General features: G+C 59.3%; 14 protein-coding genes. 2 read left to right on the top strand and 12 right to left on the bottom strand.

Features of this window, described 5'->3' with window-relative positions:
• Nucleotides 1-4: 4 nt before the first annotated feature.
• A complete protein-coding gene (locus DTP52_RS02400) occupies nucleotides 5-1612 on the bottom strand; it encodes a carboxyl transferase domain-containing protein (RefSeq protein WP_109751669.1) in 1608 nt (535 codons plus the stop codon).
• Nucleotides 1613-1623: 11 nt separating this feature from the next.
• Nucleotides 1624-2787 carry an isovaleryl-CoA dehydrogenase gene (locus tag DTP52_RS02405; RefSeq protein WP_109751670.1) on the bottom strand — a complete coding sequence of 388 codons (1164 nt, stop codon included), beginning with the start codon at nucleotides 2785-2787 and terminating at the stop codon, nucleotides 1624-1626.
• A 185-nt stretch (nucleotides 2788-2972) separates the two neighbouring features.
• Between DTP52_RS02405 and DTP52_RS02410 the strand changes: the two genes are divergently transcribed.
• Complete coding sequence (locus tag DTP52_RS02410) at nucleotides 2973-4670, top strand: AMP-binding protein (protein ID WP_109751671.1); 1698 nt, start codon at nucleotides 2973-2975, stop codon at nucleotides 4668-4670.
• A gap of 637 nt (nucleotides 4671-5307) precedes the next feature.
• Here DTP52_RS02410 and DTP52_RS02415 read toward each other — a convergent pair.
• The 3 genes from DTP52_RS02415 to DTP52_RS02425 all read right to left on the bottom strand — a co-directional run bounded on the left by DTP52_RS02415 (nucleotide 5308) and on the right by DTP52_RS02425 (nucleotide 7824).
• Entirely contained in the window at nucleotides 5308-6207 is a 900-nt protein-coding gene (locus DTP52_RS02415) for a hydroxymethylglutaryl-CoA lyase (protein ID WP_109751672.1), read from the bottom strand.
• A 97-nt stretch (nucleotides 6208-6304) separates the two neighbouring features.
• Nucleotides 6305-6706 (bottom strand): MerR family DNA-binding transcriptional regulator, encoded by a 402-nt coding sequence (locus tag DTP52_RS02420; RefSeq protein WP_057447765.1) that lies wholly within the window; start codon nucleotides 6704-6706, stop codon nucleotides 6305-6307.
• A 188-nt stretch (nucleotides 6707-6894) separates the two neighbouring features.
• Entirely contained in the window at nucleotides 6895-7824 is a 930-nt protein-coding gene (locus DTP52_RS02425; RefSeq protein ID WP_109751673.1) for a LysR family transcriptional regulator, read from the bottom strand.
• A 177-nt stretch (nucleotides 7825-8001) separates the two neighbouring features.
• Here DTP52_RS02425 and DTP52_RS02430 point away from each other — a divergent pair, with 177 nt between their 5' ends.
• Nucleotides 8002-9231 (top strand): acyl-CoA dehydrogenase, encoded by a 1230-nt coding sequence (locus DTP52_RS02430; RefSeq protein WP_109751674.1) that lies wholly within the window; start codon nucleotides 8002-8004, stop codon nucleotides 9229-9231.
• 289 nt (nucleotides 9232-9520) lie between these two features.
• Here the strand turns inward: DTP52_RS02430 and DTP52_RS02440 are convergent, their stop codons facing one another.
• The 7 genes from DTP52_RS02440 to DTP52_RS02475 all read right to left on the bottom strand — a co-directional run bounded on the left by DTP52_RS02440 (nucleotide 9521) and on the right by DTP52_RS02475 (nucleotide 15904).
• Nucleotides 9521-10390 (bottom strand): oxaloacetate decarboxylase, encoded by an 870-nt coding sequence (locus DTP52_RS02440; protein WP_109751675.1) that lies wholly within the window; start codon nucleotides 10388-10390, stop codon nucleotides 9521-9523.
• Between the two features lie 179 nt (nucleotides 10391-10569).
• Nucleotides 10570-10752 carry a hypothetical protein gene (locus DTP52_RS02450; protein WP_109751677.1) on the bottom strand — a complete coding sequence of 61 codons (183 nt, stop codon included), beginning with the start codon at nucleotides 10750-10752 and terminating at the stop codon, nucleotides 10570-10572.
• The gene (locus DTP52_RS02455; protein WP_109751678.1) at nucleotides 10749-11432 is read right to left on the bottom strand and encodes a transposase; all 684 of its coding nucleotides are present in this window, start codon (nucleotides 11430-11432) and stop codon (nucleotides 10749-10751) included. Before DTP52_RS02455 ends, DTP52_RS02450 begins: the two co-directional genes overlap by 4 nt.
• Entirely contained in the window at nucleotides 11429-12133 is a 705-nt protein-coding gene (locus DTP52_RS02460; RefSeq protein ID WP_109751679.1) for a hypothetical protein, read from the bottom strand. The genes DTP52_RS02455 and DTP52_RS02460 overlap by 4 nt, the downstream gene beginning before the upstream one ends.
• A 199-nt stretch (nucleotides 12134-12332) precedes the next feature.
• Nucleotides 12333-13367, bottom strand: coding sequence for an arginine N-succinyltransferase (astA, locus tag DTP52_RS02465; protein ID WP_109751680.1), 1035 nt, complete (start codon nucleotides 13365-13367; stop codon nucleotides 12333-12335).
• A 61-nt stretch (nucleotides 13368-13428) separates the two neighbouring features.
• On the bottom strand, nucleotides 13429-14445 hold the full coding sequence (locus DTP52_RS02470) for an arginine N-succinyltransferase (protein ID WP_109751681.1): 1017 nt from the start codon (nucleotides 14443-14445) through the stop codon (nucleotides 13429-13431).
• Between the two features lie 109 nt (nucleotides 14446-14554).
• The gene (locus tag DTP52_RS02475; RefSeq protein WP_109751682.1) at nucleotides 14555-15904 is read right to left on the bottom strand and encodes an APC family permease; all 1350 of its coding nucleotides are present in this window, start codon (nucleotides 15902-15904) and stop codon (nucleotides 14555-14557) included.
• Between the last annotated feature and the right edge of the window lie 38 nt (nucleotides 15905-15942).

Here is a 15942-nt window from a genome sequence, read left to right on the forward strand (position 1 = left end):
CCGTTTACATCCGGAACACGCCGAAGCGGCTCGGTTCGATAGGCGCGTTCAGTGACGCGGACAAGGCCAGGCCCAGTATGTCGCGGGTCTGGGCCGGGTCGATGACGCCGTCGTCCCACAGCCTGGCGCTGGAATAATAGGGGTGGCCCTGTTCTTCGTATTGATCGAGGATCGGCTGCTTGATCTCGGCTTCCTGCTGGGCGCTGAAGGGATGGCCGCTGCGTTCGGCCTGCTCGCGCTTGACCTGCACCAGCACGCCGGCCGCCTGTTCGGCGCCCATCACGCCAATCCGCGCGTTTGGCCACATCCACAGGAACCGTGGGTCGTAGGCGCGACCGCACATGCCATAGTTGCCCGCGCCGAAGCTGCCGCCGATGATCACGGTGAATTTCGGCACTTTGGCACAGGCGACCGCCGTCACTAGCTTGGCACCATGCTTGGCGATGCCGCCCGCTTCGTACTTCTGCCCGACCATGAAGCCGGTGATGTTCTGCAGGAACAGCAGCGGAATCCCGCGCTGACACGCCAGTTCGATGAAGTGCGCGCCTTTCTGCGCGGCCTCGGCGAAGAGGATGCCGTTGTTGGCGAGGATCGCGACCGGGTAGCCGTGCAAGTGAGCGAAGCCGCACACCAGCGTCGTTCCGAACAGCGCCTTGAATTCGTCGAACACCGAACCGTCTACCAGGCGCGCGATCACTTCCCGGACATCGAACGGTTGCTTGGCGTCGGCCGAAACCACACCGTACAGCTCATCGATCGAGTACAGCGGGGCGATGGGCAGGTGTTGCTGCAACTGCCCCTGTTTGTGCCAGTTGAGGTTGGCGACGCTACGACGGGCCAGGGCCAGGGCATGTTCGTCGCTGTCGGCGTAATGGTCGGCCACCCCGGAAATCTTGCAATGCACGTCGGCCCCGCCCAAGTCTTCGGCACTGACCACCTCGCCGGTGGCGGCTTTCACCAACGGTGGTCCGGCGAGGAAAATCGTCGCCTGCTGGCGGACCATGATCGCCTCGTCCGCCATGGCCGGCACATAGGCGCCACCAGCGGTGCAGGAACCCATGACCACGGCAATCTGCGGGATGCCCTGGGCACTCATGTTGGCCTGGTTGAAGAAGATCCGGCCGAAGTGCTCGCGGTCCGGGAACACTTCGTCCTGGCGTGGCAGGTTGGCGCCGCCCGAATCCACCAGGTAAATGCACGGTAGGCGATTTTGCTGGGCGATGGTCTGGGCGCGCAGGTGCTTCTTCACCGTCAGTGGATAATAAGAGCCACCTTTGACCGTCGCGTCGTTGGCGACAATCATGCATTCGACGCCTTCCACGCGACCAATGCCGGCAATCACGCCGGCCGCCGGCACATCTTCGCCATAGACTTCGTGAGCCGCCAACGGGCTGATCTCCAAAAACGGCGAGCCCGGATCCAGCAGCCGGTTGATGCGCTCACGGGGCAGCAACTTGCCCCGCGACGTATGCCGTTCCTGGGCCTTGGGGCCGCCGCCTTGGCGCACTTGCGCGAGCAAGGTGCGCAGGGCCTCGACGTGTCCGAGCATCGCATCGCGGTTGGCTATGAACTCCGGGGAGCGTGGGTTGAGCTGAGTGTGCAGCGTGGCCATGGTCAGCTCCGTTAGCGGGTTTCGTTGAACAGTTCGCGGCCGATCAACATCCGACGAATCTCACTGGTGCCAGCACCGATTTCGTACAGCTTGGCGTCACGCAGCAGGCGACCGGCCGGGAATTCATTGATGTAGCCGTTGCCACCGAGGATCTGGATGGCGTCGAGGGCCATTTGCGTGGCGCGTTCGGCGCTGTAGAGGATCACCCCGGCGGCGTCCTTGCGGGTGGTTTCGCCGCGCTCGCAGGCCTGGGCCACGGCATATAGATAAGCGCGGCTGGCGTTGAGCTGGGTGTACATGTCGGCGACCTTGCCCTGGATCAGCTGGAATTCGCCGATGCTTTGGCCGAATTGCTTGCGGTCGTGGATGTACGGCACGATCAGGTCCATGCACGCCTGCATGATCCCGGTCGGACCGCCGGAGAGTACGACGCGCTCGTAATCGAGACCGCTCATCAGCACTTTCACGCCGCCATTGAGCACACCGAGGATGTTTTCTTCCGGCACTTCGACGTCATCGAAAAACAGCTCGCAGGTGTTGGAGCCACGCATGCCGAGCTTGTCGAACTTGTTGCTGCGGCTGAAGCCTTTCCAGTCGCGCTCGACGATGAAGGCGGTGATGCCGTGGGGACCTTTTTCCAGGTCGGTCTTGGCGTAGATCACATAGGTGTTGGCATCGGGACCGTTGGTGATCCAGGTCTTGCTGCCGTTGAGCACGTAACGGTCGCCACGCTTGTCGGCCCGCAGTTTCATGGAGACCACGTCGGAGCCGGCGTTCGGCTCGCTCATGGCCAGGGCGCCGATGTGTTCGCCGCTGATCAGCTTGGGCAGGTACTTGGTTTTCTGTTCGTGGTTGCCGTTGCGGTTGATCTGGTTCACGCAGAGGTTGGAGTGGGCACCGTAGGAGAGGGCGACCGAGGCCGAGCCGCGACTGATTTCTTCCATTGCCACCACGTGGGCCAGGTAGCCCAGGCCAGCACCGCCATATTCTTCCGGTACGGTAATGCCCAGCAGGCCCATGTCGCCGAACTTGCGCCACATGTCGGCGGGAAACAGGTTATCGATATCGATCTGCGCTGCTCGCGGCGCCAGTTCGGCCTTGACGAAGGCCTGCACCTGGTCGCGGAGCATGTCGATGGTTTCGCCGAGGGCAAAATTCAGGGATGGGTAGCTCATGGGACACCTTTGGCTTTTTTATCGGGTGTGGAGAGTGGCGGGATGGCTCTCACCTTTACGTTAACGTAAGCCTGCGACGAGAAGCTGTCAATCGCCCTTTACGTTAACGTCAACTTGAGCGAGAGTAACTGTGCTCTGCATCAGGTTCACCGCTACACCCACTAATAAAGACAAGAGGGGGCGTCATGGATCAACCCGGTTCGCATTCGCAGCTCAGCTACACCCGTGGCTCCCAGGCCAAGGCCTTGTTGGCGCAAACCATCGGCGAGGTTTTCGACCAGACCGTAGCCCGGTATCCAGAGGGCGAGGCGCTGGTGGTTCGCCATCAATCGCTACGCTATACCTGGCAACAACTGGCCGAGGCCGTCGATCTGCACGCCCGCGCCTTGTTGGCGTTGGGCTTGAAAACCGGTGATCGCCTTGGCGTGTGGGCGCCCAATTGCGCCCAGTGGTGCATCAGCCAGTTCGCCAGTGCGAAGATCGGCGTCATTCTGGTCAACATCAATCCGGCCTATCGGGTTTCTGAACTCGAATACGTGCTCAAACAATCCGGATGCCAATGGCTGGTGTGTGCCGGGGCGTTCAAGACCTCGGATTATCACGCCATGTTGCAAACGCTGGCGCCAGAGCTGGCAGAGCAATCGATCGGCCACCTGCAGAGTGAGCGCTTGCCGGATTTGCGAGGCGTGATCAGCCTCGATCCCCAGCCGCCTTCAGGCTTTCTGCCCTGGGCGCAATTGGCAGGCCTTGGTGCGGCGGTTACGCCTGAACAACTGGCCGAGCGTCAGGCCAGCCTGCATTTCGATCAGCCGGTGAACATCCAGTACACCTCCGGCACCACCGGCTTTCCCAAGGGCGCGACCCTCAGCCATCACAACATTCTCAATAACGGTTACATGGTCGGCGAAAGCCTGGGCCTGAGCGCTGGCGATCGGTTGGTGATCCCGGTGCCGCTCTACCATTGCTTCGGCATGGTCATGGGCAACCTGGGTTGCATGACTCACGGCAGCACCATGATCTACCCCAACGATTCCTTCGACCCGTTGCTGACGCTAAAGGCCGTGGCCGAGGAAAAAGCCACTGCACTGTATGGCGTGCCCACCATGTTCATCGCCATGCTGGACCAGCCACTGCGAGGTGATTTTGACTTGTCCAGCCTGCGCACCGGGATCATGGCAGGCGCCACATGCCCCATCGAAGTGATGCGGCGGGTCATCAACGAAATGCACATGGCGCAAGTGCAGATTGCCTACGGCATGACGGAAACCAGCCCGGTGTCATTGCAGACTGGTCCTTCAGACGAACTGGAATTGCGCGTGACCACCGTCGGCCGCACCCAGCCGCAACTGGAAAGCAAAATTATCGATGAGGCAGGCAATGTCGTCCCGTGTGGCGCCGTTGGCGAACTGTGTACCCGTGGTTACAGCGTGATGCTGGGTTACTGGAACAACCCCAAGGGCACCGCCGATGCCATCGACTCCGATGGCTGGATGCACACCGGTGACCTGGCGACCATGGACGAGCAGGGCTATGTGCGCATTGTCGGACGTAACAAGGACATGATCATCCGTGGTGGCGAGAATGTTTATCCGCGCGAGCTGGAAGAGTTCTTCTTCACCCATCCGGCCGTGGCGGACGTGCAAGTGATCGGCATTCCGTGTTCGCGCTACGGCGAGGAAATCGTCGCCTGGATCAAGTTCCATCCCGGCCACAGCGCCAGCGAGCAAGAGCTGCAAGCCTGGTGCAAGGAGCGCATTGCCCACTTCAAGACGCCGCGTCATTTCAAATTCGTCGAGGAATTCCCGATGACGGTCACCGGCAAGATCCAGAAATTCCGCATGCGCGAAATCAGCATCGAAGAACTGCGCAAGAAGGAAGACTAGCCACAAGACCTGTGGGCGCGAGCCTGCTCGCGATGCGGTGTGTCGGTCAAAGCGCTGTGGCTGATACACCGCCTTCCAAACAACCGAAAAACCAAAACCCCAGACAGCACAAAGGGGAGCCGAAGCTCCCCTTTAATTTTGTCGTCGCGTGCTCTTTTTTTATTATTGAGGGGCGGCCTGTTGTTGTTTTTGGCAGCCGTGGCCCTTTACCGCTGTTTTTGGCGATCCCCATCCGGGATCAAGAGCAAACGTATTTTTTTGAGCGCTGATCTGCTTTTTCGCCTTGCGATCCAACCGATTCGGGAGCTACCTGAAGGTAGTTTTATTATTCTCTGCCCGGTTGCGGGTTGCTTCTGGAAGCACCCTGAAAAGCACATCTTCTCCAAAAAAATCTGTTAGCTGCGTCTCTGCCGTGTTGTTTTTGTTATGTCAGAGTCGTTTCGTCTTGTTTTTATTGGGTTTGCTGCGTTTTTTTATTCTTGTTATGCCAGAGATATAGCAGGTGGCGTGCCAACTTTTAAAAACTCATATAAATCAATGAGTTGTGTTTTTAGGCTGAAAAATCTGACGGGCCAAACCTGACAAATTGTTTCCGTGTTACTCGTTTCGCCGCTGTTACAAAGCCAGCGGTAACACCTCACTGTGCGCTACGGGCCTTGGCGACACGCGACCCGCTAGGACGACCGAGCACATCACAGATCTGCCGACCCGCGGCAATCAGGGCATTCAGATCGACACCGGTTTCGATACCCAGCCCATCGAGCAGGTACAGCACGTCTTCGGTGGCAACGTTACCGCTGGCGCCCTTGGCATAAGGGCAGCCGCCAAGGCCGGCGATGGAGCTGTCGAACACCGCGATGCCTTCCAGCAGGCTGGCGTACACGTTGGCCATGGCCTGGCCGTAGGTATCGTGGAAGTGTCCGGCGAGCTTGTCCCGCGGCACCTCGGCGCCCACCACTTCGAACATCCGGCGTGTGGCGCCAGCGGTGCCTGTGCCAATGGTGTCACCCAGGGAGACCTCGTAGCAGCCCATCGCATACAGTTCCCGAGCGACCCAAGCCACCTGCTCAGGCTTGACCGCACCTTCATAGGGGCAGCCCAGTACGCAGGACACGTAGCCGCGCACACTGACGCCGTGCTGCCTGGCGGCCTCCATGATCGGCGCGAAGCGCTCCAGGCTTTCCTTGATAGAGCAGTTGATGTTGCGCTGGGAGAACGCTTCGGACGCGGCGGCGAATACCGCGACTTCTTTTACGCCCGCCGCCAGCGCGTCTTCAAAGCCCCGTAGGTTTGGTGCCAGAGCGCCATAGGTCACACCCGGCTTGCGCTGGATCTGCGCGAACACCTCGGCGGAGCCGGCCATTTGTGGCACCCACTTGGGCGAGACGAAACTGCCGACTTCGATGTAGCCCAGGCCGGCGGCGCTCAAGGCATCTACCAGGCGCACCTTGTCGGCGACGCTGATGGGCTGTGCTTCATTCTGCAGGCCGTCACGAGGGCCGACTTCGATCAAGCGTACAAAGGAGGGGAGGGACATGGGGATTGACCTGTGGTGGGGGTGCCAATATATCGAGAGCAATGATGAGCCATTGTGGGAGCGAGCAGGCTCGCTCCCACAGTTTTTTCAGAAAGTGTTACTGGACGATTTCCTCGCCTTTGATCGTTTGCTCCAGCGCCTGGATACAGCGTTCTTCAGCGGTGTCGAGTTCCAGCTTCATCTGTTCGATGTCCAGCAATTGCTGTTCGAGTTGTTCCCGGCGCTCGGCGATTTTCGCCAGCATGCTGTGCAATTGCTTCTGATTGCCGCTGGAGGGATCGTAGAGTTCGATCAGCTCGCGGCACTCGGCCAGGGAAAAACCGATGCGCTTGCCCCGCAGGATCAACTTCAGGCTGACCTTGTCCCGCGGCGAGTAAATACGTTCCTGGCCCCGTCGCTCCGGGCTCAACAGGCCTTGTTCTTCATAGAAGCGGATGGCCCGGGTGGTGATATCCAGCTCGCGGGCGAGGTCGGAGATGCTGTAGGTCTGACTGCTCATGAACGCGCTCGAAACGAAAGGGACTGGCGCTAAGCTAATGGCAGGTTGACGTTCGCGTCAAGCAATGAGGTTTTGCACACGAAACCTGTGGGAGCGAGCCTGCTCGCGATAGCGTCGAATCAGTCGCCATGGCATTGGCTGGTCTACCGCTATCGCGAGCAGGCTCGCTCCCACAATATTATCGTCTTCTAAACCGTATCGAGCTTCTTCTCATGCGCCGTCACCTGCTGGCACAGCTCGATCATCTGCTCGCGCATCCAGCGGTTGGCGGGGTCCTGGTCGGTGCTTTCGTGCCAGTACAAGTGGGTTTCCACCGGTGGCACGTCGTTGACCGGGAGCAGGAAGGCGTGCAAATCGTGACGACGGGCAAAGCGTTCGGGAACGGTCATGACCATATCGGTCTGCTGTAGCACCTGGGAGGCCATCAGGTAGTGCTGGGAGCGCAGGGCGATCTTGCGCTGGATGCCCATCTTGCCGAGGGCCAGGTCGACATAACCCAGGCCGTTGCGGCGACTCGAAATATGCACGTGGGTCTGGGCCAGGTAATCGTCGAGGCTGATCTTTTCCTTGCCCGCCAATGGATGGCCCTTGCGCATGGCGCACACGTAGCGATCTTCCATCAACTTGACGTGGCGCACCTGCGGGTCGGTGTTGAGCGGCGCGTCGACGGCGAAATCGAGGCGGCCGGCGGCCAGTTCCTTGGTGGTTTCACGGCGCTTGGAGAGGAAGCTTTCGATCGCCACGGTCGGTGCCAGGCGGCGCAGGCGTTGGAACAGCAGGGGCAGGATCACGCCTTCAGTGAGGTCGGTCATGCTGATGCGGTAGGTCTTGACCGCCTGCAACGGGTTGAAGATCCGGCTTTCCTGCACCGATACCCGCAGCAGCGACAAGGCGTTGCGCACCGGACCGATGATGTTCTGGGCCATGGGTGTCGGCACCATCCCTTGGGCAGTGCGCACGAAGAGTGGGTCGTTGAAGGTCTCCCGCAGGCGGGCCAGGGCATTGGACACGGCCGGCTGAGTGATGCCGACGATCTGCCCGGCGCGGGTCAGGTTGGCTTCGGTGTAGATCGCATCGAAGACAATGAAAAGGTTGAGGTCGACCTTGCTCAGATTCATGGCGCTGCACTCTTGTTCTTGGGCTTGTTGTGAGGTGCCGGGTGGCGATGAGAATCAGTGAAACATATATCAGTGATGAATGTTAATACACGCCGAGAATAGGTTAGGTAAATTTTCGTAGCTGAACTAGCATCGATTTCATGACCTAAAACAACCTCTGCCCAGAAGGTGCTGCTCATGGATTTTGCGTATTCCCCCAAGGTTCAGGAACTGCGTGAACGTGTCACGTCGTTCATGGATGCCTACGTCTACCCAGCCGAAGCGGTGTTCGAACGGCAAGTGGCCGAAGGCGACCGCTGGCAACCCACGGCCATCATGGAAGAGCTCAAGGCCAAGGCGAAGGCTGAAGGTTTGTGGAACCTGTTCCTGCCAGAATCCGAGCTGGGTGCCGGCCTGACCAACCTGGAATATGCGCCATTGGCGGAGATCATGGGCCGTTCGCTGTTGGGGCCGGAGCCGTTCAACTGCTCGGCGCCGGACACCGGCAACATGGAAGTACTGGTGCGTTATGCCAATGAAGAACAAAAGCAGCGCTGGCTCGAGCCACTGCTGCGCGGCGAGATTCGCTCGGCCTTTGCCATGACCGAGCCGGACGTCGCCTCCTCGGACGCCACCAACATGGCCGCCCGTGCTGAGCGTGACGGTGATGAATGGGTGATCAACGGCAAGAAGTGGTGGACTTCAGGGGCCTGTGACCCGCGCTGCAAAATCCTGATCTTCATGGGCCTGAGCAATCCCGATGCGCCACGGCATGCCCAGCACTCGATGATCCTGGTTCCGGTGGATACGCCTGGGGTAAAAATCGTCCGGCCACTGCCGGTGTTCGGCTACGACGATGCGCCGCACGGGCATGCCGAAGTGCTGTTCGATAATGTGCGGGTGCCGTACGAAAATGTCTTGTTGGGTGAAGGACGTGGTTTCGAAATTGCCCAGGGTCGCCTCGGTCCTGGTCGCATTCATCACTGCATGCGTTCCATCGGCATGGCCGAGCGCGCCTTGGAATTGATGTGCAAGCGGGCCGTCAGCCGCACGGCCTTCGGCCAGCCGTTGGCGCGCCTGGGCGGTAACGTCGACAAGATTGCCGACTCGCGAATGGAAATCGACATGGCGCGCCTGCTGACCTTGAAGGCGGCGTATATGATGGACACCGTTGGCAATAAAGTGGCGAAAAGCGAAATCGCCCAGATCAAGGTCGTCGCGCCGAACGTGGCCTTGAAAGTCATCGACAGGGCGATCCAGATCCACGGTGGCGCCGGGGTCTCCAACGATTTCCCGCTGGCCTACATGTACGCCATGCAACGGACCCTGCGCCTGGCCGACGGCCCCGATGAAGTCCACCGCGCCGCCATCGGCAAGTTCGAGATTGGCAAGTACGTGCCCAAGGAGATGTTGCGTAGCGGGCGCTGAAGACCTGTTTCACCCTGGCAACGCTATCGCGAGCAGGCTCGCTCCCACAGGGGTTGTTGGGTGGACGCAAGATTGGCGTTCACTGCAACCCCCTGTGGGAGCGGGCTTGCCCGCGATAGCGGCAGCACATTCAACACTGATGCAAACTGACCCACCGCTTTCGCGAGCAAGCCCGCTCCCACCATGAATTTTCTGGGTATTCGAGATATTCGATTTACCCACAGATCAATGTGGGAGCGAGCCTGCTCGCGATAGCGTCCTTGAGTATCACCGCAGGCTGGAGGTCAGCTTACTCCTTGACGCTCATGTACTCCTCGGCCCAGCGGATGTAGTCCTCGGGCTGGGTGTAGGTATGAGTCAGTTCGGTGGCGTTGAGGTCTGACGCCTGGGTGAATATCTGCCGTTGTTCGCGAAGGCTGTCATACGTGGCCTTGATCGCGGCGAAATAGGCGCCGTGGCCGTCGATGGTCACGCGCACGCCCAACTCGGCCAGGCGCTTGTCGTCGCGCAGCAGTGGGTTGCCATAAGTGACAAGCATCAGCGGCACCGTCAGGTTTTCGCTGATCTTCTCCAGGTGATCGAAGTCCTGCACGCCCACCATGCAAATCCCGTCCGCCCCGGCACGTTCATATTGCTGGGTCCGGCTGATGATTTCCTGGACCGGCAGAATACCGGCGTTGGTCCGGGCAATGATCGCCATTTCCGAATCGACTCGCGCCTCCAGGGCTGCACGAATCTTGCCGACGCCTTCGGCGACGCTGATCAGGTCGGTGGACTTACGCCCGAACTGGGCCGGCAGCAAGGTGTCCTCGATGGTCAACGCCGCAATGCCGGCACGTTCCAGTTCGACGATGGTGCGCATCACGTTCAGGGCATTGCCGTAGCCGTGGTCGGCGTCGGCAATGACCGGTAGTTGGGCCACGCGGCCGATGCGGGTGGCCTGTTCGGCAAATTCGCTCAGGGTGATCAGGGCGAAGTCCGGCGCGCCCAATACTTGCAACGACGCCACCGAGCCTCCCAGGATGCCCACTTCAAAACCCAGGTCGGCGGCGATACGCGCCGACATGGGGTCAAATACCGATGCGGTGTGGTAGCAGGTCTTGGAAGCCAGCAGTTGACGGAAGTCACGACGCAAATCTTGATGGGAAAGCCTGGACATATGAGTTCCACCAATGGAATGGAAAGGCTTGAGCAAAAGTGTCAACGCCGAAAGATCCAAAGGCTATCACGTGGCAAGCGCAAAGATGATGACGAATGTGTATGGGCGATGCGTTTACGGCATCGAAGAAAGGCCGCAGGCCCGGAAAGTCTGCAGCCGGGTGAGGGCCATCAAGCTATTCAGTCTTCGGTCGGCAGGCTCCAGAGTTGCTTGATCTCATGGATGTTTCCGACGTTGAAGCGGGTGGGGAATCCAGGAATTGTGCAGTGAGTGTCGTTCGTCAGTTGGATTGCGGTATCGACCACATCGGTACTTGCCCGCAGCAATGGAGCTTGCTCCCAGTCTTTCATCAGTTTATTCAAGTTTCTTCCTCCTTTCTTTGGTTACTGGACAGTGAAGGGCTACCGGCATCGAGCAGCGACAGCGTATCGGTAAACAACGCGATTTCTTGCGCCGCTACGCCGGGGTATAGAGGGTAATAATTCCTGTCAAAACACCAGGCTTCGTCGATCTTGTCCAAACGTTCGGGATGGATAAGCAGACTGAGGGACGCAGACATTGTGTTCGGGGCTATTTGCTTATGGATTACCCGCAATGCAGGTATGTACAAGACTTTTCCTGGCGCAAGTTTAAGTCTTCGCGCTTTACCCAAGCGGGGTCTTTTACCTTTTTGCAGGGGTAGATCATCGAGTATTTCCCGGGTAATGGTGGTGTAGCCATCTCCGCTGTAGCCGACCGAATAAATTTCAAAGTCGTGACTGTGATTCAGGTCGTAAATGAAAGTTTCGCGCTCATCCTGCGTCTTTACCGGGGACCAAAACCCCAGGCGAAGGGTGAATAAAGAGTTTTTATACAGAACAAAACCATAAGCGTTATAGAGACTGTTGCGTGTACTAAAGCCGTCTTGCTGGAGGGTGGAATAAAGATGATTGCTCAATAAACAACGGTTTGACGCCAACTGACGCAAATCCGCAATGATCCTGGTTCTGTCTCGCTGCAGGTCATAGGTATTCAGGCGCTCGATAAAAGCTTCCAGCTTCATGTCGCCTGCTCCAATGGGCGAAGCAAGTTGTCCAGGCGCGTATTTTTGAATTTTTTCAGCAGTGGGACGTAGTTCAGCGCGTTTTGCGGGTCAGCCCGATAAAGCATCTGGAAGGCTTTCCAGGCCACGGCGGGGTGATAGTGGTAGATCAGCTCCCCGGCAACCCTGGCGCCTCCTGGGTCCTGGATTGTTTCGAGCAGTTCGAGGCTCACCAGGTACCGGGCGGCACTGCCGTCATGAGGCAGCCAGGCGGTTTTGCGCAATGAGGCACGGTCAAATACGCTGATGTCCGAACTTCGGTCGGGAAAGTTAATCCTGCCGATCAACCCCGCCTGTTTTCGGCTCTGTTGGGAGTAGTCGAACAGGGTTCGACTACCATCGATGACCAGAGGATTGTTGTTGTCGATGATCCGAGTGTCAGCTTTTTCAAGTTGATGCCCGTCAAGGATGTATTGCTGGACTTCGAAGGGGCGATCCAGTGCGAATAAAATACTCTGGCCGGGCACCGAGTACAGTTGCGAAGAAGTATTGTTGAACGCAAGTGCCTTGATACTGATATTGCCAATGTCCGTGCAGTGCAATGTGAGGGTGCCCGTGTGCGGGTTGGTCATGTTCATGATGGCTGCGCGGCGAGACTGCGCCGTAGCAAAATTTTGTTGAGCGTACAGGTCTTCGATCAATTGCTTGATTTGTGCACTCATGTCTAATGTCGTGATTGTCTGCGCTACGTATTCGGGCGGTAATCTTGTGGCAATCAGATTTCTGATCATGAATATTGCCGTTACAGTGGGGCGGTGCGCGAAAGTATGGGTCTCGAGTTAGTGAGTGGCAATTATGCAATTGTGGAGAAGTATTGCTGCTTAATGATATTGATTATCCAAGGCTGGGCGATACCCAGGGCTACGCCGCCTCCGCCTGCTGCCCCAGCCTGGGCAATGTCACGGCGCGCACCGTATCGCCCGGTTGTACCTGCAGGCGTTTGGCGGTGAGGCGATCGACGAGCAGCTTGTTGCCATGCTGGTGCGCACGGGCGCTGGTGACACGGCAATTTTCCAGGCGTCGATTGTAGATCAGCCAGACCGGTGCCTGTTCGTCCGGGGTGCCAATGACCAGGGTCAGCGCCTGGCTATCGCGTACGGTGCGGATCTTCGATACCAGCGCCTCGATCACCGGGCCACCGTCAAAAATATCGATGTAGCCTTTGTGGCTGAAGCCCTCGGCGCTGAGGATTTTCATGGCCGGCTCGGTGTTCGGGTGAGCCTTGCCGATCACCGCCTGGGCCTGTTCGGTGAGCAGGCAGGTATACAGCGGCTGGCGTGGCATCAGCTCGGCGATGAACGACTTGTTGCCCATGCCGGACAACTGATCGGCGTAGCTGAAATCCTTCTTGAAAAAGTGCCTTCCCAGGCTGTCCCAGAACGGCGAACAACCCTGTTCATCGGCATGGCCCCGCAGTTCGGCAATCAGTTTTTCACCGAATAGCTGGGAAAATTCGGCAACGAACAACAGGCGCGCCAAGGACAACAGACGTCCGTTATGGCCACGGCGTTGTTCGGGGTGCAGGAACAACGAGCAGATTTCCGATTGCCCGGACATCTCGTTATTGAGGAACAGAGTCGGGATCTGCCGCTGGATCCCCAGCTCCGGCGCCGAGCTGACGGTCAGCCCGACCCGATAGTTGTACCAGGGCTCGCGCAGTCCGACCGCGCCGGTCAGGGCGCTGATACCCACCACCTGCCGGTCATCGTCTTCGAGCACGAATAGATAATCGGCGTCGGCACGTTCGACTTGCCCGGCAAAGGTCCGCTGGGCCCAGCGAACGCGGTGGGCCAGGCGTTCTTCGCTGGCCGGCAGGCTGGTGAAACCGGGGCCTGCGCAACGGGCCAGGTCCAGCAATGCGGGCAGATCGGTGAGGGCGACCGGACGGACAATCATGATGCGGCTCCTTCATTGTGTCGGTCCAAGCGCCAATGCGTACCACAGGATCGAGTGAGGGTCATAGGGTAACCACCCGGATCCGCTCACCATCAATGATGTCCAGGGCGGCCAGCATGTCAGGCGACAAAGCCACGGGCCCCTCGGTGTTGACGTCCAGCCCGGCGACGATGGCCCGATAGTTTCCAAGGCGGTCGTTGCTCACCAGGTAATGGCCTCTTGCATCAATCTGCCGGCTTTGCCGGGCCGTGGCGATTCGACTTTGCGTGATGGTGCGAATGTTTGCGATACGGGCATGCACGGTCGGCCCGCCGTCGAAGATATCGACGTAGCTGTTGGTCTCGAAACCCTCGCGCGCCAGGATGTCGAAGGCTTCCTGGCCGTCGGGATGGACCCGGCCGATACAGGCCTGGGCCGCTGGGGGGAGCATGGGTACGTAGATTGGATACTGCGGCATCAGTTCGGCGAGAAAGGTTCGGCTCTGCAAGCCACACAACCGTTCGGCTTCGACGTAGGGCAGGTCGAAGAAGTGCTGGCCGATGGCGTCCCAGAAAGGCGACTGGCCGTCTTCGCTGCTGAAACCGACGATTTCGGTGATGACCGATTCGGCGAAGCGTTGCGGGTGAGCCGCGATGAACATCAGCCGGGCCCGGGACAACAGCTCCGATTCCGGCGTGCGCACCCGCTCGGCGTCGATGTGGAAGCCCCGCAGCAGCGTCTGCCCGGTCAGGTCCTGGCACAGCGACAGCGCCGGCACGCCATGCTGGATGTTCAGCTCTCGGGACTCGCTGGAAAACGGCCGGTTGCGCAAGCTGTAGAACGGTTCGTTGCAACCGGTGCTGGCGAGAATTTCCGAGCAGCCGACCAGACGCCCGGATTCCTGGTCCTGCAAGACAAAAAAGTAATTCTCTGCACCAGGGTTCTGCACATCGGCCTCGAACGAGGCGCACGAATCGAGGATCTTTTCCTCCAGGCGCCCGCTATCGTCCGGCAGCGACGTGACGCCCACCAGGCTGTCACGGGCCAATTGTTGCAATTGTGGCAGATCGGTTAATTGAACTGGACGTAAGGCCAGCATGGATTGCACTCCTGTTCCAAGAGCCCGGTGACAGGCACCGGGCTTGACGATCACTGTCGATGTCCACGCGTTGTAACCATGGTTGGCCGAATCCTTCGACCGCCGGCCCTCACCGACCGGCCGGATCGGGCACGGTGCCAGGGGTGCCGAATTTATTGAGCACACACAGATAGACCACGCCCGCGGCAATCCAGATCAGGCCGAGCTTCTGCGCCGCCACGCCCATGTTGTACATGATGGCCGCGACGATCACGAAGCCGATCAATGGGCAGATCAAGTGGCGAATCAGTTGGCCGGACTGCTGGCGGCGCCAGTAGTGGTTGATGACGGTGATGTGCAGCAACATGAAGCCGCTCAGGGCGCCGAAGTTGACCAGGGAGGTGAGGGTGTCCACGGCGTCGATGAACAGGTAGCAGATCAGCAACGAGAGCACCGCCACCAGGTAGATGCTCAAATACGGGGTGTTGTGTTTGGGATGGACTTTGGCCAGCACCTTGGGCAACTGGCCGTCCCGGGCCATGCCGAACAACAGGCGCGACACGGCCGCCTGGGAGGTGATCGCCACCGCCACGCCCCAGGCCAGGGCCGTGGCAACCGCGGTCAAGGTAGCCAGCCAACTGCCAGCCGCCAGTTCAGCGATTTCATAGAACGCGGTGTCGGCGGACTTGAAACCCATGCCGGCCGCCAGGTCCGTGGCGATCCAGGTTTGCACCACGAAAATCGCCCCCATCACCAGCAAGGTCACCAGCGCCGCCTTGCCGACGCTGCGGCCCGGGTCGCCCTTGATTTCTTCCGCCAGGGTGGAAATGGCATCGAAGCCCAGGAACGACAATACTGCGATGGACACGGCTTGCATCAGCAGGGCGAAGTTGAAGTGTTCCGGGCTGTACAGCGGCGCCAGGGTCAGTTGGCCGTTTCCAGCCCCACCGTGCAGGGCATTCCAGGCGTAGAACAGGAAAATCCCCAGTACCACCAACTGCGCCAGCAGGAAAATGATGTTCATCCGCGCAGTGAAGGTGATGCCCCGCAGGTTCACGAAGGTCGCACTCACCAGGAAGGCCAGGATGAAACCGACCTTGGGAATGTCCGGGTACAAATGGTTCAGCGCCATGGCGGCGTAGACATAGAGCAGCGGCGGGATCAGTAGATAGTCCAGCAGCATCAGCCAGCCGGCGATGAACCCGACGTGTGGGTTGAGGCCGCGTTGCGCGTAGGAATAGACCGAACCTGCCACCGGAAAGGCTCGGGCCATGCTGCCGTAGCTCAGGGCAGTAAACAGCATCGCCACCATGCCGATGATGTACGCCAGCGGCACCAGCCCCGGTGCTTCGGCGTTGACGTAGCCATACACGCCGAATGGTGCGATGGGGATCATGAAAATCATCCCGTATACCACCAGGTCTGTCAGCGACAGGCCGCGCTTCAATTCCTGTTTGTAGCCAAATGCCTCAATGCTCATGAGCCGTTTTCCTTTTCAGCTGTGGGTTGCTCTTGCTT

This window comes from Pseudomonas sp. 43mfcvi1.1 (genome assembly GCF_900115935.1).
Classification (GTDB): domain Bacteria; phylum Pseudomonadota; class Gammaproteobacteria; order Pseudomonadales; family Pseudomonadaceae; genus Aquipseudomonas; species Aquipseudomonas bijieensis.